Below are 22,901 nucleotides of genomic sequence, written 5' to 3'. Positions count from 1 at the left end.
TGTGATGAATCGAAATCAGCCGACTGCCGGCTCTTCATGACGCAGGGAAATCCCCAGCACGGCACGCCGCCGCAGCCAGGGGCTGGGGCGATAACGTGGGTCGTGGGTGAGTTCGCTCATGCGTTGCAAAATCGTGAGGATGCGCCGTGGCCCGAGGGCATCGCCCCAGGCGAGCGGGCCTTGTGGATAACCCAGGCCGAGTTGTACGGCCTGGTCAATGTCGTCGACGCTGGCGATGCGTTGCTGGGCAATGTCGCAGGCCAGGTTGACCACCATCGCCAGGGTGCGCTGGGCAACGAAACCGACGCTGTCGCTGATCACTGTCACACCTACACCGTCATTGGCGAGCAACGCGTGGGCGGCATCGCGGGTGGCGGTGGACGTCAGCGGGTTTTGCATCAGGGTGCGGTGGCGCGACAGGTCGGTCAGCAGGTCGATGCACAGGGTGCGTGCCGGGTCAGTGTGGAAGCGCTCGCTGGCCGAGGTGGCGTCGAGACCGTAGGGCGCCAGCAGGCACAACGCTTCAGGCGAAGGCTGCGCCGCGCTTTCAAGGTGTGCGCCCAACTCGATCACCAGGGCGCTGAGGCGCTCGTAGTCTTCGGCGTTTTCGGTGGCGATCCATACCGGCGGGAATTGCTTGATGGAAGGCACCGGCTGCGGCTGCGGGCCGTCCACCACCTGGCCATTTTCATAGCGGTAGAAGCCCTGCCCGCTCTTGCGCCCGAAGCGTCCGCCCACCAGCATCTGGCGGGTCAAGGGCGATGGTTTGTAGCGCGGGTCCTGATAGAACTGGTTGTAGATCGACTCCATCACCGGGTGGGAAACGTCGAGCCCGGTGAGGTCCAGCAGTTCCAGCGGCCCCATGCGAAAGCCTGCGCCTTCACGCAGGATACGGTCGATGTCGCCACGCTCGGCAATGCCTTCATCGAGCATCTTCAAGGCTTCGGTGCCGTACGCACGGCCGGCGTGGTTGACGATGAAACCCGGAGTGTCCTTGGCGCGCACGCCGCGATGGCCGGTACGGGCGACGAAGGCCAACAGGTCATCGCCGACCTTCGGTGCGGTGGCCAGGCCGTCGATTACTTCGACGACGCGCATCAACGGTACCGGGTTGAAAAAGTGCAGCCCGGCGACCCGCTCAGGGTGTCGGCAGCCGGTGGCGATGGCCGTGACCGACAGCGACGAGGTGTTGGTGGCGAGGATGCACGCCGCGCTGACCACACCTTCCAGCTGCTGCAACAGGCCGCGCTTGGCCTCGAGGTTTTCGACAATGGCTTCCACCACCAGGTCGCAGTCGTGCAGCGCCTCAATGGTGGCGGCAACTTGCAGGTTCGCAAGCGCAGCGTCCACCGCTGCCTGGGTGATCTTGCCCTTGGCGGCCAGCTTCGAGAGCGTGGCGCCGAGGTTATCCCGAGCGGTTTGCGCCGCACCGTCGCGGGCATCGAACAAGCGCACCAACACGCCCGCCTGAGCGGCAATCTGAGCAATCCCGGCGCCCATCACGCCGGTGCCTACCAGGCCCATGATCTTGATTGAATCAGCCATTGTCATTCCCCCAGGTAGTTCGCGGTGCGTTTTTCGAAGAACGCCGCGGCGCCCTCCTTCTGGTCTGCCGAATCGAACAGCAGTTGAAAGGCCTTGCGCTCCAACACCAGCGCGCTTTCCAGCGGCAGGTCGGCGCCGGCCAGCATCACTTCCTTGATCTGTTCCACCGCCAGTGGCGGCAAGGCGGCGATCTGCGCGGCCAGTTCCAGGGCGCGGGGGATGGTCTGGTCATCGGCCACCACTTCGCTGAGCATGCCCATGGCCAGGGCTTCCGGGGCCTTGACCATGCAGCCGGTCAACGCGATGCGCATGGCCTGGAACTTACCCACGGCGCGTACCAGGCGCTGGGTGCCACCGGCGCCCGGCATCAGGCCCAGCTTGACCTCGGGCTGGGCGAAGCGCGCCGATTCCCCGGCGACGATCAGGTCGCAATGCATGGCCAGCTCACAACCGCCGCCCAAGGCAAACCCGTTCACCGCGGCGATCACCGGCTTGGGGCAGCGGCTGATGGCTTCCCACAGGTATTCAGTGTGGCGGCGATACATCTCGATCGGGCTGGCGCTGGCGAATTCCTTGATGTCGGCACCGGCCACGAAGAACTGGTCGCCGCCGGTGAGCACGATGGCGCGCACATCACGGCGCTTGGCCAGGGCACGAAAGTGCTCGGCCAGCTCTTCGCGAACCTGGGCGTTCAAGGCGTTTTTCACTTCGGGACGGTGGATGCGTACCACGGCGACGCCATTGTCCTGGACGTCGAGGTGCACTACGGGTTGGTCGAGGCTGGCCACAAATTCTCCTGCTGCAATGTTCTTGTTAGTTCGGATATCGCAAGTTTCGCTATGCGAAACAACATTCCGTATTTAGCGATAATCATAAGGACCGAGTCGCCGTGATGTAAACGTAAAAACCTGACCCTCCGATAAATCGGGCTATAACTCGTTGTTTAGACGAGTTTTATTAAACAAAAAGACAACACCACGCAAAGTTGATTAGTTTCGCTGTGCGGAATACAATTTTGTTTTGTTGATTTTCTAAAAAAAGGGGGACTAACATGCGCCGTCGAAACCTGGACCCGAACACACCCGAAACACCTGCCGGCAACCACGCCTTCGAGCACTTGCTGATCGATCCGATGAATGCCGACGAGGAAGAAGACAAGGACCGCCAGTTCGTCACCGCCCTGGCCCGTGGCCTGGAATTGCTGCGCTGCTTCACCCCCAGCGAAAGCGTGCTGGGTAACCAGGAGCTGGCACGCAAGACCGGGCTGCCAAAGCCGACGATTACGCGGATGACCCATACGCTGACCCGCTTGGGCTATCTCAAGCACCTGCCGCAGTCAGGCCGGTATCAGCTGGATGTGGGCGTGATGGCATTCGGTTACGCAATGCTGTCGAACCTGTCGGTGCGGGCCGTGGCCCATCCGCTGATGGAGACGATGGCCAAGTACGCCCAGGCCGCGGTGGCGATGGCCACGCGGGACCGCCTGGACATGGTTTACCTGGACGTGGTCCAGGGTGAAGCCAACATGACCATGCGCCGCCAGGTCGGCACACGGTTGCCGTTGCACTTGAGTTCCGCAGGCCGCGCCTGCCTGGCAGCGATGCCGGAAAACGAGCGGGAATTTATCCTCGACCATATCCGCCAGCGTCATCTGGAGGACTGGCCGGGCATCAGGAAGGGCCTGGAACGTGCCTTCCGGGATTACACCGATTTCGGCTACTGCATGTCGATCGGTGAGTGGCACCGCGATGTAAACGCCATCGCCGTACCGCTGCTGCATGCACAACATGGGCTGCTGACGTTCAACTGTGGCGGACCGAGTTTTCACCTTTCCCGGGAGAAACTTGAGGACGACATCGGGCCCCGTCTCAAGCACATGGTGAACAACATCGAGGCCGCCGCCCGCTAGACAGATCGGTGCAAGGCCTCGGCAGATTGACGACAACAGGCCCGCCGAACGGGCCGCTGAGGAATGCACATGATCCGAGACCCCGAAACGCTTCATCTGTTGCTGGAAACCCTCCAGCAGTTCGTCAACGAGGCGCTGATCCCCCGGGAAAACGAACTGGCCGAGACCGATGACGTCCCGGCGGATATCGTCAGCCAGTTCCGCGAGCTGGGCCTGTTTGGCCTGACCCTGCCCGAAGCCTACGGCGGCCTCGGGCTGACCATGGAAGAAGAGGTCAATGTGGCCTTTGAACTGGGCCGCACCTCGCCGGCATTCCGCTCCTACTTCGGCACCAACAACGGCATCGGCTCCATCGGCATCCTGCTGGACGGCACCGAGGCGCAGAAGCAGCACTACCTGCCAAAACTCGCCAGCGGTGAACTGCTCAGTTCGTTCTGCCTGACCGAGCCGGACTCCGGCTCCGACGCCGCCTCGCTGAAAACCACGGCGGTGCGCGACGGTGACCACTACGTCATCAACGGCACCAAGCGCTTTATCACCAACGCCCCCCACGCCGGGATCTACACGGTGATGGCCCGTACCAACCCGGACATCAAGGGCGCGGGCGGCATCAGTGCATTCATTGTCGAGCGCAACACCCCCGGCCTGTCTCTGGGCAAGCGCGACCACAAGATGGGCCAGAAAGGCGCCCACACTTGCGACGTGATTTTCGACAACGTGCGCGTACCGGCCGACCAACTGATCGGTGGCGTCGAAGGCGTGGGGTTCAAGACCGCAATGAAGGTGCTCGACAAGGGCCGCCTGCACATTGCCGCCGTCAGCGTCGGGGCCGCCGAGCGCATGCTCAACGATGCCCTGAACTACGCCCTGGAACGCAAGCAGTTCGGCCAGCCGATCGCCGAGTTCCAGTTGATCCAGGCGATGCTCGCCGACAGCAAGGCCGAGATCTACGCCGCCCGCTGCATGGTGGTGGACGCTGCGCGCAAGCGTGACGAAGGCCTGAACATCGGCACCGAAGCGTCCTGCTCGAAAATGTTCGCCACGGAGATGTGCGGTCGGGTGGCCGACCGTTGTGTGCAGATTCACGGCGGTGCCGGGTATGTGAGCGAGTACGCCATCGAGCGGTTCTATCGCGATGTGCGCTTGTTCCGCCTGTATGAAGGCACTACGCAGATCCAGCAATTGGTGATCGCCCGCAACATGATTCGCGAGGCCAAGCACTGAACCCCGGGAACAACACAAAACCCATGTGGGAGCGGGCTTGCTCGCGAATGCGGTACATCAGCCACCGGATGCATTAACTGACACACCGTTTTCGCGAGCAAGCCCGCTCCCACATTTTGACCGTGTTCCAACCGCATTACCGCAACACCCATAACTTGTGCCCTAACAACTACAACAAGGTATCGCTATGGAAGTCGCCGCTTCGGCGGGTGCGTTGTCGCCCGCGCAAAACAAACTGTGGATCATCGTATTCATCTTCTGCTTCCTCGGCCTGCTGATCGACGGTGCCGACTTGATGCTGCTGTCCTACAGCCTCAGCAGCCTCAAGGCCGAGTTCGGCCTGACCAGCGTCGAAGCCGGCAGCCTGGGCAGCTTCACCCTGGCCGGGATGGCCATCGGCGGGATTTACGGCGGTTGGGCCTGTGACCGTTTTGGCCGGGTGAAAACCGTGGTCTGGAGCATCGTGCTGTTCTCCGCCGGCACGGCGATCCTGGGCATGACCCACAGCTATTGGCAGTTCGCGAGCACCCGTTTCTTCGCGTCCCTGGGCCTCGGCGCGCTGTATGTCGCGTGCAACACCCTGATGGCCGAATACGTGCCGACCCGCTATCGCACCACCGTGCTCGGCACCTTGCAGGCCGGTTGGTCGGTGGGCTACATCGTCGCCACCCTGCTCGCCGGCTGGATCCTGCCGAACCACGGCTGGCGCTGGTTGTTCTACGTGGCGATCATCCCGGTGATCCTCGCCGTACTGATGCAACGCCTGGTGCCGGAGCCGCAAGCCTGGATCAAGGCCCAGGCCGAACGTGCCCGGGAAAAGGCCGAAGGCATCAAGCGCGTGTCGGCGAAGAAACCCGACGGCATGTTCAAGCTGATCTTCAGCGACCCGAAAGCCAGCCGCATGTTTATCCTCTGGGCACTGACCGCAGGCTTCCTGCAGTTCGGCTACTACGGCGTGAACAACTGGATGCCGTCGTACCTGGAAGGCGAGCTGGGGATGAACTTCAAGTCGATGACCAGCTACATGGTCGGCACCTACGCGGCGATGATTTTCGGCAAGATCCTCGCCGGGCTCGCGGCAGACCGCCTGGGCCGGCGCCTGGTGTTCGCCGTCGGCGCGTTGGGCACGGCGATTTTCCTGCCGGTGATCGTGCTGTTCCAGAGCCCGGACAACATCCTGTGGATGCTGATTGTGTTCGGCTTCCTGTACGGCATCCCCTACGGCGTGAATGCGACCTACATGACCGAAAGCTTCGAAGCGAAATTTCGCGGCTCGGCAGTGGGCGGCGCCTACAACATTGGCCGAATCGGCGCGGCGGTGGCACCGGCAGCCATTGGTTTCCTGGCGTCCCATGGCTCGATTGGCGTGGGATTCCTGGTCATGGGCGGCGCGTACTTTATCTGCGGCGTGATCCCAGCGCTGTTTATCCGCGACAAGCAGTTCGACCCGCAAAAACAATAAGCCCTAACCCGGGGCCCGCGACGACGCGGCCCCGGCTATAAGACGTGCGGCAGTTATACCCTTAGACAAACCGGGCTAGACTGTACGTCAGTCCTACGGAACTGAAGGAACAGTACGACGCTCTCACCCAGCCTGTAAGACAGTTTTGTGCTTAGAGGCTCATTCGCTTATGAAAACACCGACCCAGACCAACGCAATTGACTTCGACAGCGCCAAATTGCAACGCCTGGGCTTTGGTCAGCCTTCCCTTCTTACACGACGCCCCGCGACGGTTGAGCAACTTCGCCAGCAACTGGGCATGCAATTGCAAACCAGCCTGGAGCCGGAGCATATCCTTGCGTTGTTCTTCCGCGAGATCCAACGCCTGGTGCCGCTGGACGCCCTGCAATACCGCCACGAAGCCAGCGACCTGCGCCTGGAGTACGGTCACCGCGGCCATCATTCGGTGAGCTATGCCCTCAGCCATGAAGGCGAGCACCTTGGCGAACTGGTGTTTCGGCGCAACCAACGCTTTCTCGAAGACGAACTGGCCAACCTGGAATCGCTGCTGGCCACCTTGCTCTACCCGATGCGCAATGCCCTGCTCTACCGTGCGGCGACTCGCAGTGCCCTGCGCGACCCACTGACCGAAACCGGTAACCGCATCGCCATGGACCAGACCCTGCAACGGGAAATCGACATGGCTCGCCGGCACCTGCAACCCCTGTCCTTGCTGATGCTGGACATCGACCACTTCAAGCACATCAACGACAGCTACGGCCATGCCACGGGCGACAAGGTGCTCAAGGCCGTCGCCGCCTCGATCAAGAGCCAGCTGCGCAATGTGGACATGGTGTTCCGGTTTGGCGGGGAAGAGTTTCTGATCCTGCTGTCCAACACCGGCCGGGACGCGGCATCGATGGTCGGCGAGCGCCTGCGCCAGGCGGCACAGGCCCAGGATTATTGGGCGGATGATGAGCGGATCGAATTGACGGTGAGCCTGGGCTGCTCGACCTTGCTGGCGGGAGAGTCCGCCGAGAGCCTGTTGCGCCGGGCGGACAGTGCCTTGTATGTGGCCAAGCGTGAAGGCCGCAATCGGCTGGCAATGGCGGGGTAATTTACCCCGCCATCACCCCGTTTACGCCTCGCTGGCAACCAGGGCCGGTTGTTTGCGGGGGGCGGCCACCGACTTTTCCAGCTGCATGCAACGTTCCAGGAACAGGTACATGTAGTCGTAGCTCTTGCAGACCGCCTGGCGCAGCTCTACCTGCAGTTCCTTGGTCGGGTTCATGCCGGCCAGGGTGCAGATGATTTCCAGGGCTTCCCAGGGATGTGCGTCATCGTACTGGGCATGCATCTTCAGCCACTTCATCGCGCGCTTGCGGTCTTCCTCAGGGAAAGCCGCGGCATAGACGCCGGTGGAACACACCACGGCGGACCACTCCCCAGTGGCCCCCTCGATGGCGTAGTTGGTGGCGGCAATCGCGACAATCAGCGAATCGGCCGAGCTGGTGTGCCAGCACCAGTGGCTCAGTGCATGCAGCTCCGGCGGCACTTCCTGTGCCTGCAATTCTTCCAGGCTGACACCATGGGCGCGGGCCCAATGCACCCAATAATCGGCGTGGTTGAGTTCCACGCGAATATTGCGCATCAGCCAGCGGCGCGCCATGTCCTCCCCAGGATGGCGGGCAAATTTGGTCTTGGTGAGGTTCTGTGCCATGTACAACGCAAACTGTTCAACCACCGGCCAGCCACCAATCAGGTAGTGGCGCATGGTCTTGGCGCTGAGCTTGTTATCGCGCATGCGCTGGTACAGTTCGTGTTCGACAACGCGACGCTTGCTCTCGCTACAGTCCTGGATCAGCTGTTGCGCCCAGGCGGGGTAACTTGAGGCTTCCATAAGCGGGCCGGTTCTGTTGAATGTGTCGATCACTGTCGGGCTCCTTTTGATTTGTGATATGTACAGACCAGCAAATGTTTCATCGGAACGTGCCAGGCGCCTTGAATAACAGAGGCTGCGGTCGCACAGGTCGACACTGCAAACTATCAAAGGTAAACAACTGCGGTCGCTCGATCAGGTATCCCTGAGCGTAGTCGACCCCGATCTCAAGCAAGGCTTGTTCGATCTGGGGTGTCTCGACAAATTCGGCAATTGTGCGCTTACCCATGACATGACCGATGTGATTGATCACTTCGACCATAGCGCGGTTAATCGGGTCGTCCAGCATATCCTTTACGAAACTTCCATCGATCTTCAAGAAGTCTACAGGTAAATGTTTAAGATATGCGAACGAGGACATCCCGGCGCAGAAGTCATCCAGTGAGAAATGGCACCCTAACTCTTTGAGCTCGTTGATAAAACGAATCGCACTACCCAAATTCGCTATAGCGCTGGTTTCTGTAATTTCAAAACAAATCATTTCCGGTGGAATGCCATAGGCAATGAATTGCTCACGCAGGAACCCAAGAAAGTCCTCATCGCCGATGGTAGTGCCTGACAGATTGATCGCACACATGGCCATGGGCCGGCCCGGGCGCTCACGCATGCAGCCCGCGATGATCTTGAACACGTTTTCCACCACCCAACGGTCCAGGGAGGTCATCAAGCCGTAACGCTCGGCGGCCGGGATAAAACTGTCCGGCAGGATGATCCGCCCCGCCTCGTCATGCAGGCGCAGCAGGATTTCGATATGCCCATCACCCTGTTCGGTGTGCCCAAGGGGCGCGATTTCCTGGGCGTACAGGCAAAAACGGTTCTCTTCCAGCGCCATGTGCAGGCGCTGCACCCAGGCCATCTCGCCAAAGCGCAGGGACAATTCCGAGTCATCGGCGTGATACACCTGCACCCGGTTGCGGCCCTTTTCCTTGGCCATGTAGCACGCCATGTCGGCGGCTCGCAGGGAAGTCTCCAGGGTGGTCGGGGCGTGCGTGATGTGCACCAGGCCAATGCTCACGGTGGTGACAAACGGCCTGCCTTTCCACACAAAGTGCAGGCTCTGCACGGTGTGGCGCAGGCTTTCGGCGATTTTTTCCGCCACCGGCGCCGGGCAGTTCTCCAGCAGGATGCCGAACTCGTCGCCCCCCAGCCGGGCCAGGGTGTCACCTTCACGCAGGTCGGACTGCAAGAGCGCGCAGATATGCCGCAACAGTTCATCCCCCGCGGCATGCCCGCAGGTGTCGTTGACCAGCTTGAACTGGTCCAGGTCGAGGAACATCAAGGCATGGCGCCCGGTTTGCTGGCGCCCGACGTTGTGCAGCACCTGCTCCAGGCGGAACTCGAACTCGCGGCGGTTGGCCAGGCCGGTCAAGGCGTCGTGGGTGGCCTGCCAGGACAGGTTGGCGATGTACTGGCGTTCCTGTGTCATGTCGTGCAACACCAGCACCGCGCCGACGACTTTGCCGGCACTGCGGATCGGCGCGCCCACCAGGGTGACGGACACGGTGGTGCCATCCAGGCGCTGGATCAGCTTGGAGTGCTCGCTGCCCCCACCGAGCTGGCCGCCCAATATGTGTTCGATCAGGGTAAAGCCGTCGGCCTGGGCATTTTCGTCCAGCAGGTTGAACAGCGCCGCCAGCGGCAGCCCCTGGGCCTGGGCGGCTTTCCAATGGGTCAGGGCTTCGGCAGCCGGGTTCATATACGCAATGGCGCCGTCGACATCGGTGGTGATCACTCCGTCGCCAATCGACTCCAGGGTGATCTGCGCCCGCTCCTTCTCCAACTGGAGCGCGTCGGCAAACGCATGCCGCTGGGCCAGCAGTTTGTGGGTGCGCAACAGCGCCAGCACGATCAAGCCGAGTGCCGTGGCCAGGTTGGTCACCAGCAGCAGGCGCAGAATCATCCGCGAGCCTTCACCCAGGGCATCGCTGAAGGCTTTCGCGGCCGGCGTCACCCCGTCGTTGATCGCGAAGATCCGCTGCTTCCAGCGGTGTACGTCGCTGCTGCTGACCTGATTGGCCATGATCGCTCGGTGCATCTCCTGGGCCAGGTCGTCCAGTTGCACAAGGTAGCCATCGCCCACCGTCCACAGTTCGATGGCTTTTTCCAGGTAACTGAAATGGCGGAAGTTGAGGTACAGCCAGATCAGGCTGGAAACGTCGTCAGGGTGGTTACCGCCCTTGAGGATGCCCTGGCGCGCGGCAGGCAGGTCCGGCGTCGGGCGGTCCAGGGCCAGCCGCAGCTCATGCCCGCCCTGGGGTACGGCAATCGCGTTCTGGTATTTGAGGTAGGTGGCTTCGTCGCGGCTGTCGGCGTAGAGCGTCAGGTAAAAGATCGCGTCTTTCTGGCCCTTGGACCACAGGCTTTCGCCCGCCACATAACCGCGCACCGCCGAGAGTACGTAGAGACTGACGCAGCCTAACAATGCCTGGAACAGCACGACGGCGATAAAAGGCCACACAATGCCCAATAACCGAGGGGTTCCGAGAGTCTGCTTTTGCTTCATGAGGTCCCTTGCACATGCACAACTAAAATACGCACGCGAGTGAAAACCGCTCCTGATAGCTCAGCGTAGGCTAAATCACCGCACTTGTTGCAAGTGTCCGTAAAGTTTGGCGTACAAGCCACCATCAGCAATCAACTGCTGATGGTCGCCATCTTCGGCAATATGGCCGCCATCGAACACCAATACCCGATCCGCCTGTTTCACCGCCGACAGCCTGTGGGCGATGATCAAGGTGGTACGGCCACTGAGAAACCGCGCCAGCGCCTGGTGCAGGTTGTATTCGGTTGCCGCATCCAGGGCCGAGGTGGCCTCGTCGAGTATTACCACTTTCGGCTCCGCCAGCACCATCCGTGCAATGGCCAGACGTTGACGCTGCCCACCGGAAAAGCGCACGCCGGAGCGTCCGACCACGCTGTCCAGGCCCAGCGGCAGCGCCTTGACGGTCGCATCCAGCTGGGCAATTTCCAGCGCCTGCCAACAGGCCTGGTCGCTGCGCTCGCGGCCCATGGTCAGGTTGGCGCGCACCGTATCATTGAACAGTGCCGGGTGCTGCAGCACCACGGAGACATTCTCGCGAATCGTCTCCAGGCCGATTTCCTGCTGGGTCGAACCACCGAAGCGAATGCTGCCGGCCTGCGGCGTATACAGCCCCAGCAACAGTTGCACCAGGGTACTTTTGCCGCCGCCGCTGGCGCCGACAATCGCGACTTTTTCACCCGGGGCGATGTTCAGGTTCAACTGGTCCAGCACCAGTTCCTCGCCGTAGCCGAAATTCAGGCCGCGCACTTCGATGCCGACGGTCTCGCGTCCGGTAAACGGATCGGCACCGCCCGCGTATTGCGGTTCATCGGCGCGGGCCAGCAGTTCGTTGATCCGCGTCAGCGCCCCGCCCGCCGCGTAGTAGGCGTATTGCAGGTTCAGCAACTGTTCCACCGGGCTGATCATGAACCATAGGTAACTGAACACCGCGAGCATCTGGCCGATGGACAGGTCGGAAAACAGCACCGTCAGCATCGCCGCCGCACGGAAGATGTCGATACCGAACTGGAACAGCAAGCCACTGGCGCGGCTGGAGGCATCGCTTTTCCACTGGGAATTGACCGCAAAATCCCGCACTTCCTGGGCCCGCTGGCCCAGGCGACCGAGGAAAAAGCCCTGGCGATTGCCGGCACGCACTTCCTGGATCGCATCGAGGGTTTCGGTGAGCGCCTGGGTGAAACGCGATGTGCTGTCGTTTTCCAGCTTCTTCAGGTGCTTGACCCGCTTGCCCAACTGCACCGTGGCGTAGATCACCAGCGGGTTGAACAGCAGGATCAACAGTGCCAGCTTCCAGTGCATCCACATCAGGATCCCGGAGGTGCCTACCAGGGTGAGCATCGCCACCAGGAACCGGCTGAGGGTCTCGCCGACGAATTTGTCCACCGTGTCCAGGTCGGTGACCAGGTGCGTGGTCACCGTGCCGCTGCCCAGGCTTTCGTATTCGCTGAGGGAAATGCGCTTGAGGCGCTCGATCAGCCGCACGCGAATGCGATAGACGATGTCCTTGGCCAGCCGCGCAAACAACCGCGCCTGCAGCACGTTGAACACCAGGGCGCCGCAACGCAACAGCAACGTCACCAGCAGCATCAGGCCGATATAGCCGGCGGCCTTCTGCCAACCCAGGGGCAATGCGTGGTTCATCACCTTCAGTGCCGCATCGCCATGGCCCAACAGCACTTCGTCCACCAGCAACGGCAGCAGCAATGGAATCGGCACGCTGCACAAGGTTGCCAGCACGGCGACGCCATTGGCGATCCACAGGGATTTCTTGTGATGCAGCGCCAGGCGGCGGACTTCCGCCCAGGTCAGCCGGTCGACACGCTTGGGTTGCTCAACGGGATCGGGCTGATCATGCACAGGCAGCTCGCTCCAGCCAGCGGCTCAGCAGCGGCGCCAATTCGGACAGCGGCTGATAGCCGTTGGTCAGCAGCGCCAGTTGCCCATTACGCTCCGCCAGCAAGGTCGGGAAACCGGCGATGCCCAGGTCCTGGACCCAGGTGAAATCCGCCGCGGTGGCCGCGTGCTGGTCGGCGCGGTCGAAAGCTTCGGCGAACTCGATACGCGGCACGCCGGCGGTCTCGGCCAGTTCCACCAATACGTCGGCGCGGGTCACGTCGCGCCCTTCGACGTAGAACGCCTGCTGGATCAGCCCCAGCAGTTTCCAGGCGCAATCCGGCGCCAGGCTGCGGGCAGTGACCACGGCGCGGCAAGCCGGCTCGGTGTCGTAGACAAAACCATCAGGCAGTGCACCTTCACGCTTGAACGGCTGGCCGGTGGCGTCGGTCACGGCCTGCCAATGCTCAAGAATATAGCGCCGGGTCGTCGGCTCCAGCGCCGCGCCACTGCCGGTGCGCAAGCCGCCCACCACCAGGTGCAGCTCCACGCCTGCGGCCTGGGCCTGCTCAACCAGCGCCTTGGCCACCGGGGCGAAACCCCAGCACCAGGAGCACATCGGATCCATTACATAGAGCAGGCGTGCAGACATGGCTCAGGCCTCGGAGGATGGGGATTGCTTGTAGTTGTAGCCAATCGGGTGCGGCATATTGCGGGCCTTGGCCAGTTCAATCTGCTTTTGCCGGTCGATCGCGCTGCGACGGGTCTTCTCTGAAAGCTTATCCCAGCAATGCGGGCAACTGATGCCAGCTACATAGTGTTCGGATGCACGGTCCTCGACGCTGACCGGTGTGCGGCAGGCATGACATTGATCGTAGTCGCCTTCGCTCAAGTCGTGGCGCACGGTCACGCGATTGTCGAACACAAAGCAGTCGCCCTGCCACTTGGTTTCTTCCTGCGGCACCTCTTCGAGGTACTTCAGGATGCCGCCCTTGAGGTGATACACCTCGTCGAAACCCTCGCTGAGCATATAGCTCGAGGCCTTTTCGCAACGAATGCCGCCGGTGCAGAACATGGCGACTTTCTTGTGTTTGGCCGGGTCGAAGTTGGCTTTGATGTAGTCGGGAAATTCGCGAAAGCTGGTGGTCTTCGGGTCGATCGCGCCTTCAAAGGTGCCGATGGACACTTCGTAGTCGTTGCGGGTATCGATCAGCAGCACTTCAGGGTCGCTGATCAGCGCATTCCAGTCCTGCGGCTCGACGTAGGTGCCGACTTTCTTGTTCGGGTCGACGCCTTCGACGCCCAGGGTCACGATTTCTTTCTTGAGCTTGACCTTGGTGCGGTAGAACGGCTGCTCGTCGCAGTACGACTCTTTATGGTCGATGTCGTCCATGCGCGGGTCGTTCTTGAGCCAGGCCATCAAGCCATCAATGCCTTCGCGGCTGCCGGAAACGGTGCCGTTGATGCCTTCTTCGGCGATCAGCAAGGTGCCTTTGATGCCGTTGTCGACCATCGCCTGCAGCAGTGGCTCGCGCAGGGCGACGTAATCTTCGAGGGTGACGAACTTATACAGTGCCGCCACGACAATCGGTTGAGTCATGGGTGTTCTCTCCAGGTGGCTACCCTCGTAAAGGGTGAACCGGATGCAAAAAAAACGCGCCGACTGAGCGGCGCGTTGCGGATTCTAACAAAAATGGCGACGATTATGGACCGCCTCTTACTGTGGCGAGGGAGCTTGCTCCCGCTGGGCTGCGGAGCGGCCCCAACCAGGCAGTTGCAACCCTTCAGAAAGATCGCGGTGATTGGCAGAAGGGCTGCTGCGCAGCCCAGCGGGAGCAAGCTCCCTCGCCACATCAAGCTGATGTGCCACAGTGTCAGTGACCGCCGGCGCAGGTCGGCGAGGCCGGGGCTGCGTCGATTTTCGCCCATTCTTCAGGCGTGTAGGTATGCAGCGCCAACGCATGGAATTCGCTCATCAGGTCACCCAACGTGGCATAGACCTTCTGGTGGCGCTTGACGCGGTTGAGGCCCTCGAACTGCTGGCTGACCAGCACGGCCTTGAAGTGGGTCTGCAACCCACGGCTGTGCATATGGCTTTCATCCAGCACGCTCAAGTGTTCCGGGCTCAGGGCGACGAGTGCCGATTCGATACGCTGTTGCATGGTCATTCCTGTTTACTTCTTCTTGGCCGGGGCCGGGGCTTTTGGCGTCAGCTCGTTGGTCATGTCTTCCAGCAGCTTGTTCACCACAGGTACCGCGCTTTCCAGCTTGGCCTGGGTCATCTGGGCCGATTGCTGGGTCAGCTGGGGCATTTTCTCCAGGACTTTCTTGCCCAGTGGCGACTGGTAGAACGCAACCAGGTCCTTGAGCTCGGATTCGCTGAAGTTGTCGGTGTAGAGCTTGATCATGTCCGGCTTGAGCTTGTTCCAGCCGATGGCCTGGTCCAGGGCGGTGTTGGCCTTGGCCTGGTAGGTGTCCAGGACGGTTTGCTTGGAAGCAGGCGCCTTGGTCTGCTCGAAACGCTGGGCGAACATTTGTTGCACTTGCATGTACACCGGGGTACCCAGCTTGTCGGCATGGGCCAGGGTAAGGAAGGCTTCGGCACTGGCGTTGTGGCTGGCGGTATCGGCAAAAACCTGGCCGCTGGCACATACCAGAGCAACCGCGGTACAGATGGCACGAAGACGAGTCATCGAGTTTCCTTTTCTAGCAGGCGAGGTAAGACCCCAAGGGCGCCCATTCTGCGCCTAAAAAACGCCGCGGCTCAACCCCACGCCTTGTGGGGCCTGGTTTTGCGGGGCTTAATCCGATGAAAAGTCTTTTAAGGGAACCCCACCGGACGATCAGGGCCTAAACTGCGCAAACGAACCTGAAGGAGTGTGCCCGATGAGCCGTATCGAAACCGACAGCCTGGGAGAAGTGCAAGTCCCGGATGACGCTTACTGGGGCGCGCAGACCCAACGCTCGCTGGTGAACTTCGCCATCGGCGACCAGCGCATGCCCCTGGCTGTGTTGCACGCCCTGGCCCTGATCAAGAAGGCTGCGGCCCGGGTCAACGACCGCAATGGCGACCTGCCCGCCGACATTGCCCGGTTGATCGAACAGGCCGCTGACGAAGTGCTCGCCGGCGAACACGACGACCAGTTTCCCCTGGTGGTGTGGCAGACCGGCAGCGGCACCCAGAGCAACATGAACGCCAACGAAGTGATCGCCGGCCGTGCCAACGAGCTGGCGGGCAAGCCCCGTGGCGGCAAGAGCCCGGTGCATCCCAACGACCACGTCAACCGTTCCCAGAGCTCCAACGACTGCTTCCCCACCGCCATGAGCATCGCCGCCGTGCAGGCCGTCACCGAGAAGCTGTTGCCGGCGATCCGTGAACTGTCTGGTGGTTTGGCAGAGTTGTCGGCGCGCCACATGAAGCTGGTGAAAACCGGCCGCACCCACATGATGGATGCGACGCCCATCACCTTCGGCCAGGAAGTCTCGGCCTTTATAGCGCAACTCGACTACGCCGAACGCGCGATCCGCAGCGCCCTGCCCGCCGTGTGTGAACTGGCCCAGGGTGGTACTGCCGTCGGCACCGGGCTCAATTCACCCCACGGTTTTGGCGAGGCGATTGCCTCGGAATTGGCCGCGCTGTCGGGCCTGCCGTTTGTCACCGCACCGAACAAATTCGCCGCGCTGTCGGGCCATGAGCCGTTGACCACCCTGCACGGCGCCTTGAAGACCCTGGCCGTGGCCCTGATGAAAATCGCCAACGACCTGCGCCTGCTGGGCTCCGGCCCGCGTGCCGGGCTGGCGGAAGTCAAGTTGCCGGCGAATGAACCGGGCAGCTCGATCATGCCCGGCAAGGTCAACCCGACCCAGTGCGAAGCGCTGTCGATGCTGGCCTGCCAGGTGCTGGGCAATGACGTGACCATTGGCTTCGCCGCCAGCCAGGGCCACTTGCAGTTGAACGTGTACAAGCCGGTGATCATCCACAACCTGCTGGAATCGATCCGCCTGCTGGCCGACGGTTGCAGCAACTTCCAGGAGCACTGCATCGCCGGCCTGGAACCCGACGCCGAGCAAATGGCCGCGCACCTTGAGCGTGGCCTGATGCTGGTGACTGCGCTGAACCCGCACATCGGCTACGACAAGTCCGCCGAGATTGCCAAGAAGGCCTATGCCGAAGGGCTGACCCTACGGGAAGCGGCGCTGAAGCTGGGCTATCTCACGGACGAAGAGTTCGACCAGTGGGTGCGTCCGGAAAACATGCTGGAAGCCGGTCATTAAGACGCCAATCGTGCACGCCGGGCCCTGAGCCCGGCGAACAACGACGGCGCCAACGCCACGGTCGCGGACCCCAGCACCACCAACACGGCCCCGCCGTAGCCGAGGGCATTGATGTCTTCGGCGTGCACATACTCGGGCCACATCCAGGCGGCCAGCGCCACCGCGACGAAGGTCACCAATGGCGTCAGCGCCAGGGTGGCGCTGACCCGCGAGGCTTCCCAGTGGGCCAGGGCTTCAGCGAATGCGCCGTAGGCAATCAGCGTATTGAAACAGCAGGCCAGCAGCAGCCAGCCTTGCAGCGGGCTCAGTTGCAGCGCTTCCATCGGGTGCGCCCATGGCGTCAGCAAGAGCGCGCAGGACAGGTAGATCACCATCATCACCTGCAACGAATTCCATACCGTCAGCAACTGCTTCTGGCCCAGGGCGTAGAAGGTCCAGATGGTGGTGGCCAGGAGAATCGTCAGCACCCCGGCGGTGTAGCTGCCCAGGGAGGTCAACAACTCGGTCAGGCGCTGGTTGAAGAACAGGCCGAAGCCGATGATCAGCACCAGCAGGCCCATGCCCTGCCCGAGGCTGAAGCGTTCCTTGAACACGAAGACGCTGGCGATCATCAGGAAGATCGGGCCCACCTGTACCACCAGTTGCGCGGTGCCGGGGCTCAGCAGTTTGAGGCCGACCAGGTAGAGCACGTAGTTACCCATCAGGCCGCACACGGCGATTGCTACCAGCCAGCCACCTTTTGGTCCGAGGGAACGCCAGCTGGGCAGGCGCCTTACGGCGGCGAGATAGATAAACAGACAACTGCCGGAGACGACCAGGCGAAACCAGGTGACGGTGACGGGGTCCATCACCTGCAAGACCTGTTTGAGTTTGATCGGCAGAATGCCCCAGAGCAGCGCGGTCAGCAGGGCCAGGGATAAACCGTAGACCCAACGGCCCGATGAGATGTGCATGAGTGCCCCGAATGCCTGAGGTGGAGGAGGTGCATTCTAGGGGGATGTGAACGGATTGGGATACGGTGCTGATCAAATGTGGGAGCGGGCTTGCTCGCGAAGGCGGTCTATCAGCCAACATTTTCATCGACTGCCCCGCCGCATTCGCGAGCAAGTCGAATCGTCGCACCGCCACTCCCACACTGAGTCAGCGTACGGCTTCGAACAAGCCGGTGGCCCCCATGCCGCCGCCCACACACATAGTGACAATGCCGTAACGCAACTTGCGCCGCTGCAACTCACGCACCAGATGCCCCACCTGCCGCGACCCCGTCATCCCAAACGGATGCCCGATGGAAATCGACCCACCGTTGACGTTGTACTTGGCGTTATCAATTTCCAGCCGATTACGCGCATAAAGGCACTGCGAGGCAAACGCCTCATTCAACTCCCACAAATCAATATCCGCCACCGCCAGCCCACGGGCCTTGAGCAACTTGGGCACCGAAAATACCGGCCCGATCCCCATCTCATCCGGCTCACACCCCGCCACCGTAAACCCGCGAAAAAACGCCTTGGGCTTAAGCCCCAGTTCCAGCGCTTTTTCCAGGCTCATCACCAGTGTCATGGAAGCCCCATCAGACAACTGCGACGAATTCCCCGCCGTCACCGACCCATCCTCCGCAAACACCGGCTTCAATCCCGCAAGACTGGCCAACGTCGTATCCGGACGATTGCAATCATCCCGATCCACCACCCCCTCCAACACCTGCACCGCGCCAGTGTTCTTGTCCTCAACCCTGTACTTCACCGCCATCGGCACGATTTCATCATCGAACAACCCGTCAGCCTGGGCCTGAGCCGTACGCTGCTGGCTTTGCAGCGCATACAGATCCTGCTCTTCACGACTGACGTGATACCGCCGCGCAACGATTTCCGCCGTCTGCCCCATGGGAAAGTAAATGCCCGGCACCTGTTCCTTGAGCAACGGATTGATCAGGTTATCGGTGTTGACGCTCTTCATGGTCAGGCTGATGGACTCGACCCCACCGGCCACGATGATCTCGCTGCAACCGGAAGCAATCTGGTTGGCGGCGATCGCAATCGCCTGCAACCCCGAGGAACAGAAACGGTTGAGGGTCATGCCCGCCGTACCGGTACCCAGTTGCGACAACACCGCCACATTGCGGCCGATGTTGTAGCCCTGGGCACCTTCGTTGGAACCGGCGCCGACGATGCAATCCTCGACCGTGGCCGGGTCGATGCCATTGCGGGTCAGCAACGCGTTCACGCAATGGGCAGCCATGTCATCGGGACGGGTCTGGTTGAACTTGCCGCGAAAGGACTTGGCCAGGCCGGTTCGCACGCTGTCGACGATCACTACTTCACGCATGGGCTACCTCAATTGTTGTGGTTGTTGAGAGATGGATCGAGCATAGATCCCGCCCTCTTCAACCGCGACAATCATTCACCCCGCGTATGCAAAAGCATGGCGTTACTTCTTCTTGTCCTTCTTGTCATGCTTGTCGGTCTTGTCGAACGCTTCCTCCAGCGCCCGGTTGATGGTGCGCAGTACCTTCACCCGCGCCCAGCGCTTGTCGTTGGCTTCAACCAGCGTCCACGGCGCAATCTCGGTGCTGGTGCGGTCCACCATGTCACCCACCGCCGCCCGGTAGTCGTCCCACTTCTCGCGGTTACGCCAGTCGTCCTCGGTGATCTTGAAGCGTTTGAACGGGATTTCCTCGCGGGCCTGGAACCGCTCCAGCTGCGTCTGCTTGTCGATCGCCAGCCAGAACTTGACCACGATCACCCCGGCGTCGCGCAGTTGCTCTTCGAAGTCGTTGATCTCGCCGTAGGCGCGCATCCAGTCCGTCGGCGTGCAGAAGCCTTCGATGCGTTCCACCAGCACCCGGCCATACCAGGAGCGGTCGAACACGGTGAACATGCCCCGCGCCGGAATCTTCTGCCAGAAACGCCACAGGTAAGGCTGGGCGCGCTCGTCTTCACTGGGCGCGGCGATCGGCACGATGTGGTACTGCCGGGGATCGAGGGCTGCCGCCACACGCCGGATGGCCCCACCCTTGCCCGCCGCGTCGTTGCCTTCAAACACCGTCACCAACGCGTGCTTGCGCATGCGTTTGTCGCGCATCAGCCCGGAGAACCGTGCCTGCTCGGTAATCAGTTGTTCTTCGTAATCGTCCTTTTCAAGGCTCAGGCTCATGTCCAGGCTGTTCAGCAGGCTCATCTGGTCAACCGCCGATGGCAGCGGCGCCGGGTTCATGCCGCTGGCTTTACCCTTGGGCACTTTCAAGGCGTTTTGCAGGCCTTCGAGCAGGATCTTGCCGACGGTCAGCCCGCGGTAGTGCGCATCGACACCCTCGATCACATACCAAGGCGCATAGTCACGACTGGTGCGGCGCAGGATCCGCTCACCAAAATGCACAAACTTGTCGTAGGTCTTGGACTGCTGCCAGTCCAGCGGGCTGATGCGCCAGCTGTGCAGTGGGTCGTCCTGCAAGGCCTTGAGCCGGGATTTCATTTGCTTCTTGGAGAGGTGAAACCAGAACTTGAAGATCAGCGCGCCTTCGTCACACAGCATCTTTTCCAGGCGCTCGGCACCGGCGATGGCCTGGTCGAGCCGCGCATCCTTGATCTCGCCATGGACGCGACTCTGCAGCATCTGGCTGTACCAGTTACCAAAAAAGACCCCCATGCGACCTTTCGCCGGCAGCTGGCGCCAGTAGCGCCAGGCCGGCGGGCGGGCCAGTTCTTCGTCGGTCTGCTGGTCGAAGGTGCGCACCTCGATCAGGCGCGGGTCCATCCATTCATTCAGCAATTTGACGGTTTCACCCTTGCCCGCACCTTCGATGCCATTGATCAGGATGATCACCGGGAAGCGCTTCTGCTGTTGCAGTTCGTACTGCACTTCCAGCAAGGCTTCACGCAGGGCCGGCACTTCGGCGTCGTAGGTGTCTTTGTCGATGGCGTGACCGATTTCGGCAGATTCGAACATGGGCGGCTCCGTTCCAGAAGTGATCAAGACTAGCGGATTGGGCAACAACACGTGGCAGGAAATTCCACAGCGGCTTGCCATGGATCAATGACAACCCTGTTGATCAGCTAGAATGGCCGCCTTGCCTTTGCCGAGCCGCTCATGAACCCCGTATCCCACGCCCAGCTTGACTGGGATGACCAAGGTCGCCCGCACTCGCGGGTCTTCGATGACGTGTACTTCTCCGACAAGTCGGGCCTTGAAGAAACCCGCTACGTGTTCCTCGAACAGAACCGTTTGCAGGAACGTTTTGCGGCGCTGCCGATGGGCGGGCGCTTGGTGATTGGTGAGACGGGCTTCGGCACCGGCCTGAATTTTTTGTGCGCCTGGCAGTTGTTCGAACAACACGCGGTGGCGGGCGCGCGCCTGCATTTTGTCAGCGTGGAAAAGTACCCGCTGAGCCACGCCGACCTGCAGCGCGCCCTCGCCCTCTGGCCGGAACTGGCACCGTTCGCCGAGCAACTGTTGGCGCAATACATCGCGATTCACCAAGGCTTCCAGCGGCTGGTACTGGATAACGGTCGAGTCACCCTGACGTTGCTGATCGGCGACGCCCTGGAGCAATTGCCGCAACTGGACGCGCAAGTCGACGCCTGGTTCCTCGACGGTTTCGCCCCGGCCAAGAACCCCGACATGTGGACTGCCGAGCTGTTCGCCGAACTGGCGCGGCTGGCGGCGCCGGGCTCGACCATCAGCACCTTTACCAGCACCGGCTGGGTACGGCGGTTGATCAACGCCGCCGGGTTCAAGATGAAGCGCACCCCCGGCATCGGCCACAAGTGGGAAATCCTGCGGGGTGAGTTTCTCGGCTGGCCCGCTGAAACGCCTGCGCCTGCCGCGGCAAAACCCTGGTTTGCGCGCCCACCTGCGGTTTCCGGTGAACGCCATGCACTGGTCATCGGTGGTGGCCTGGCCGGTTGCGCCACGGCGGCCAGCCTGGCGGCACGCGGCTGGCGCGTCAGTTTGCTGGAACGCCATGCAGCGCTCGCCCAGGAAGCCTCCGGCAACCCACAAGGGGTGTTGTACCTCAAGCTTTCCGCCCATGGCACGGCACTTTCGCAGTTGATTCTCAGCGGTTTCGGCCACACGCGGCGCCTGCTGGAACACCTGCAACGTGGCGTGGACTGGGATGGCTGCGGCGTGCTGCAACTGGCCTTCAACGCCAAGGAAGCCGAGCGCCAGGCACAACTGGCCGGCGCTTTTGCCCAGGACCTGTTGCACCTGCTGGATAAAGAGCAGGCACAGGTGCGCGCCGGGATAACGCTGGAGCACGGCGGCTTGTTCTTCCCCGAGGGCGGCTGGGTTCACCCGCCGGCGCTGTGCGAATGGCAAGCCAGGCAACCGCTGATCGAAGTGCTCCAGCACCACGACGCCCTTGAGCTCAAGCAGGTCGACGGTCAGTGGCAGGCGTTGCAGGGCGATACGGTTCTGGCTCAAGCCAGTGTGGTCGTGCTGGCCGGCGCCGCCGAGATCAAGCGGTTTTACTTCAGCGCTGACTTGCCCCTCAAGCGCATCCGCGGGCAAATCACCCGCCTGCCGCAAACGGCGCAAAGCCAGGCGTTGGCCACAGTGGTGTGCGCCGAGGGCTACGTCGCCCCGCCACGCCTGGGCGAGCACACCCTCGGTGCCAGTTTCGACTTCAAGAGCGATGACCTTACGCCCACGGTGGCCGAGCACGCGGGCAATCTGCAGATGCTGCGGGAAATCTCCCTCGATTTGCTGCAACGCCTGGGCGCCGACAGCCTGGCACCCGAACAGCTTGAAGGCCGCGCCGCCTTCCGTTGCACCAGCCCGGACTACCTGCCGATCGTCGGGCCGCTGGCGCAGCGAGAGGCGTTTGATCACACCTACGCCGCCCTCGGCAAAGACGCCCGGCAGGTCCCTGATGCGCCGTGCCCGTGGTTGCACGGCGTGTATATCAACAGTGGCCATGGCTCACGGGGGCTGGTCACCGCGCCACTCTGCGCAGAGCTGCTGGCCGCCTGGCTCGACAATGAGCCCCTGCCGCTGCCGCGCAGTGTCAGCGAAGCCTGTCACCCCAATCGGTTCGCGCTGCGTGCCCTGATCCGCGGTAACCCAGGCAAATCCTGAGGGCCATGACGGGCTCGCAACCCGTCAAGGCTCTTTGCCTTATAACGTATTGTTCTAAAACTCCCACAATTTACCCGGGTCAGTCTCTGGGTACCCACCGTTTTGGCGGGCTGCATTT

General features: G+C 61.8%; 18 protein-coding genes. 6 read left to right on the top strand and 12 right to left on the bottom strand.

The features are described from left to right. Window positions 1-15: 15 nt before the first annotated feature. Window positions 16-1,545 (bottom strand): 3-hydroxyacyl-CoA dehydrogenase, encoded by a 1,530-nt coding sequence (locus tag C0058_RS10100; protein ID WP_102368468.1) that lies wholly within the window; start codon window positions 1,543-1,545, stop codon window positions 16-18. A gap of 2 nt (window positions 1,546-1,547) precedes the next feature. Beyond that, a complete protein-coding gene (locus tag C0058_RS10095) occupies window positions 1,548-2,333 on the bottom strand; it encodes an enoyl-CoA hydratase (RefSeq protein WP_010175990.1) in 786 nt (261 codons plus the stop codon). A gap of 263 nt (window positions 2,334-2,596) precedes the next feature. Between C0058_RS10095 and C0058_RS10090 the strand changes: the two genes are divergently transcribed. The 4 genes from C0058_RS10090 to C0058_RS10075 all read left to right on the top strand — a co-directional run bounded on the left by C0058_RS10090 (window position 2,597) and on the right by C0058_RS10075 (window position 7,236). Further along, a complete protein-coding gene (locus C0058_RS10090) occupies window positions 2,597-3,454 on the top strand; it encodes an IclR family transcriptional regulator (RefSeq protein ID WP_008433245.1) in 858 nt (285 codons plus the stop codon). Between the two features lie 69 nt (window positions 3,455-3,523). Further along, on the top strand, window positions 3,524-4,678 hold the full coding sequence (locus tag C0058_RS10085) for an acyl-CoA dehydrogenase family protein (RefSeq protein ID WP_003216725.1): 1,155 nt from the start codon (window positions 3,524-3,526) through the stop codon (window positions 4,676-4,678). 187 nt (window positions 4,679-4,865) lie between these two features. Next, window positions 4,866-6,140, top strand: coding sequence for an MFS transporter (locus C0058_RS10080; protein WP_003216727.1), 1,275 nt, complete (start codon window positions 4,866-4,868; stop codon window positions 6,138-6,140). A gap of 169 nt (window positions 6,141-6,309) precedes the next feature. Then, window positions 6,310-7,236: a GGDEF domain-containing protein gene (locus tag C0058_RS10075; protein WP_102368467.1), complete on the top strand. Its 927-nt coding sequence runs from the start codon at window positions 6,310-6,312 to the stop codon at window positions 7,234-7,236. A gap of 21 nt (window positions 7,237-7,257) precedes the next feature. Here the strand turns inward: C0058_RS10075 and C0058_RS10070 are convergent, their stop codons facing one another. From C0058_RS10070 to C0058_RS10040, 7 genes are all read right to left on the bottom strand, one after another. Then, complete coding sequence (locus C0058_RS10070; protein ID WP_218166164.1) at window positions 7,258-8,019, bottom strand: TenA family transcriptional regulator; 762 nt, start codon at window positions 8,017-8,019, stop codon at window positions 7,258-7,260. A gap of 79 nt (window positions 8,020-8,098) precedes the next feature. Then, window positions 8,099-10,561 (bottom strand): EAL domain-containing protein, encoded by a 2,463-nt coding sequence (locus C0058_RS10065; protein WP_087692955.1) that lies wholly within the window; start codon window positions 10,559-10,561, stop codon window positions 8,099-8,101. A 75-nt stretch (window positions 10,562-10,636) separates the two neighbouring features. Next, window positions 10,637-12,457 (bottom strand): ABC transporter ATP-binding protein, encoded by a 1,821-nt coding sequence (locus C0058_RS10060; RefSeq protein WP_003216734.1) that lies wholly within the window; start codon window positions 12,455-12,457, stop codon window positions 10,637-10,639. Beyond that, entirely contained in the window at window positions 12,450-13,085 is a 636-nt protein-coding gene (locus C0058_RS10055) for a DsbA family protein (RefSeq protein WP_008433236.1), read from the bottom strand. The genes C0058_RS10060 and C0058_RS10055 overlap by 8 nt, the downstream gene beginning before the upstream one ends. Window positions 13,086-13,088: 3 nt before the next feature. Further along, window positions 13,089-14,033: a rhodanese-related sulfurtransferase gene (locus C0058_RS10050; protein WP_003216738.1), complete on the bottom strand. Its 945-nt coding sequence runs from the start codon at window positions 14,031-14,033 to the stop codon at window positions 13,089-13,091. 274 nt (window positions 14,034-14,307) lie between these two features. Continuing rightward, a complete protein-coding gene (locus C0058_RS10045; protein ID WP_003216739.1) occupies window positions 14,308-14,601 on the bottom strand; it encodes a BolA family transcriptional regulator in 294 nt (97 codons plus the stop codon). Between the two features lie 6 nt (window positions 14,602-14,607). Further along, a complete protein-coding gene (locus C0058_RS10040; RefSeq protein WP_003216742.1) occupies window positions 14,608-15,126 on the bottom strand; it encodes a DUF2059 domain-containing protein in 519 nt (172 codons plus the stop codon). Window positions 15,127-15,319: 193 nt separating this feature from the next. Here C0058_RS10040 and C0058_RS10035 point away from each other — a divergent pair, with 193 nt between their 5' ends. Further along, entirely contained in the window at window positions 15,320-16,708 is a 1,389-nt protein-coding gene (locus C0058_RS10035) for a class II fumarate hydratase (RefSeq protein WP_003216744.1), read from the top strand. Here C0058_RS10035 and C0058_RS10030 read toward each other — a convergent pair. The 3 genes from C0058_RS10030 to pap all read right to left on the bottom strand — a co-directional run bounded on the left by C0058_RS10030 (window position 16,705) and on the right by pap (window position 20,653). Beyond that, window positions 16,705-17,661, bottom strand: a complete 957-nt coding sequence (locus C0058_RS10030) for a DMT family transporter (RefSeq protein ID WP_003216745.1) — start codon at window positions 17,659-17,661, stop codon at window positions 16,705-16,707. The genes C0058_RS10035 and C0058_RS10030 overlap by 4 nt on opposite strands. A 187-nt stretch (window positions 17,662-17,848) precedes the next feature. After that, window positions 17,849-19,033, bottom strand: coding sequence for a thiolase family protein (locus C0058_RS10025; protein ID WP_102368466.1), 1,185 nt, complete (start codon window positions 19,031-19,033; stop codon window positions 17,849-17,851). Between the two features lie 102 nt (window positions 19,034-19,135). Then, on the bottom strand, window positions 19,136-20,653 hold the full coding sequence (pap, locus tag C0058_RS10020; RefSeq protein WP_102368465.1) for a polyphosphate:AMP phosphotransferase: 1,518 nt from the start codon (window positions 20,651-20,653) through the stop codon (window positions 19,136-19,138). A gap of 141 nt (window positions 20,654-20,794) precedes the next feature. On the opposite strand from pap, the gene mnmC reads away from it, so the two are divergent. Next, entirely contained in the window at window positions 20,795-22,783 is a 1,989-nt protein-coding gene (gene mnmC / locus C0058_RS10015) for a bifunctional tRNA (5-methylaminomethyl-2-thiouridine)(34)-methyltransferase MnmD/FAD-dependent 5-carboxymethylaminomethyl-2-thiouridine(34) oxidoreductase MnmC (protein WP_102368464.1), read from the top strand. Window positions 22,784-22,901 lie beyond the last annotated feature (118 nt).

The organism is Pseudomonas sp. NC02, from assembly GCF_002874965.1.
Lineage (GTDB): Bacteria > Pseudomonadota > Gammaproteobacteria > Pseudomonadales > Pseudomonadaceae > Aquipseudomonas.
Note: the sequence above shows the minus strand (reverse complement) of the source record. Positions and strands in the feature narration are given on the sequence as shown.

Coding starts and splice junctions, on each gene's coding strand:
- mnmC (WP_102368464.1), top strand. CDS start 20,795: ATGAACCCCGTATCCCACGCCCAGCTTGACTGGGATGACCAAGGTCGC.
- C0058_RS10090 (WP_008433245.1), top strand. CDS start 2,597: ATGCGCCGTCGAAACCTGGACCCGAACACACCCGAAACACCTGCCGGC.
- C0058_RS10025 (WP_102368466.1), bottom strand. CDS start 19,033: ATGCGTGAAGTAGTGATCGTCGACAGCGTGCGAACCGGCCTGGCCAAG.
- C0058_RS10065 (WP_087692955.1), bottom strand. CDS start 10,561: ATGAAGCAAAAGCAGACTCTCGGAACCCCTCGGTTATTGGGCATTGTG.
- C0058_RS10080 (WP_003216727.1), top strand. CDS start 4,866: ATGGAAGTCGCCGCTTCGGCGGGTGCGTTGTCGCCCGCGCAAAACAAA.
- C0058_RS10035 (WP_003216744.1), top strand. CDS start 15,320: ATGAGCCGTATCGAAACCGACAGCCTGGGAGAAGTGCAAGTCCCGGAT.
- C0058_RS10100 (WP_102368468.1), bottom strand. CDS start 1,545: ATGGCTGATTCAATCAAGATCATGGGCCTGGTAGGCACCGGCGTGATG.
- C0058_RS10050 (WP_003216738.1), bottom strand. CDS start 14,033: ATGACTCAACCGATTGTCGTGGCGGCACTGTATAAGTTCGTCACCCTC.
- C0058_RS10075 (WP_102368467.1), top strand. CDS start 6,310: ATGAAAACACCGACCCAGACCAACGCAATTGACTTCGACAGCGCCAAA.
- C0058_RS10085 (WP_003216725.1), top strand. CDS start 3,524: ATGATCCGAGACCCCGAAACGCTTCATCTGTTGCTGGAAACCCTCCAG.
- C0058_RS10040 (WP_003216742.1), bottom strand. CDS start 15,126: ATGACTCGTCTTCGTGCCATCTGTACCGCGGTTGCTCTGGTATGTGCC.
- pap (WP_102368465.1), bottom strand. CDS start 20,653: ATGTTCGAATCTGCCGAAATCGGTCACGCCATCGACAAAGACACCTAC.
- C0058_RS10055 (WP_008433236.1), bottom strand. CDS start 13,085: ATGTCTGCACGCCTGCTCTATGTAATGGATCCGATGTGCTCCTGGTGC.
- C0058_RS10045 (WP_003216739.1), bottom strand. CDS start 14,601: ATGACCATGCAACAGCGTATCGAATCGGCACTCGTCGCCCTGAGCCCG.
- C0058_RS10070 (WP_218166164.1), bottom strand. CDS start 8,019: ATGGAAGCCTCAAGTTACCCCGCCTGGGCGCAACAGCTGATCCAGGAC.
- C0058_RS10030 (WP_003216745.1), bottom strand. CDS start 17,661: ATGCACATCTCATCGGGCCGTTGGGTCTACGGTTTATCCCTGGCCCTG.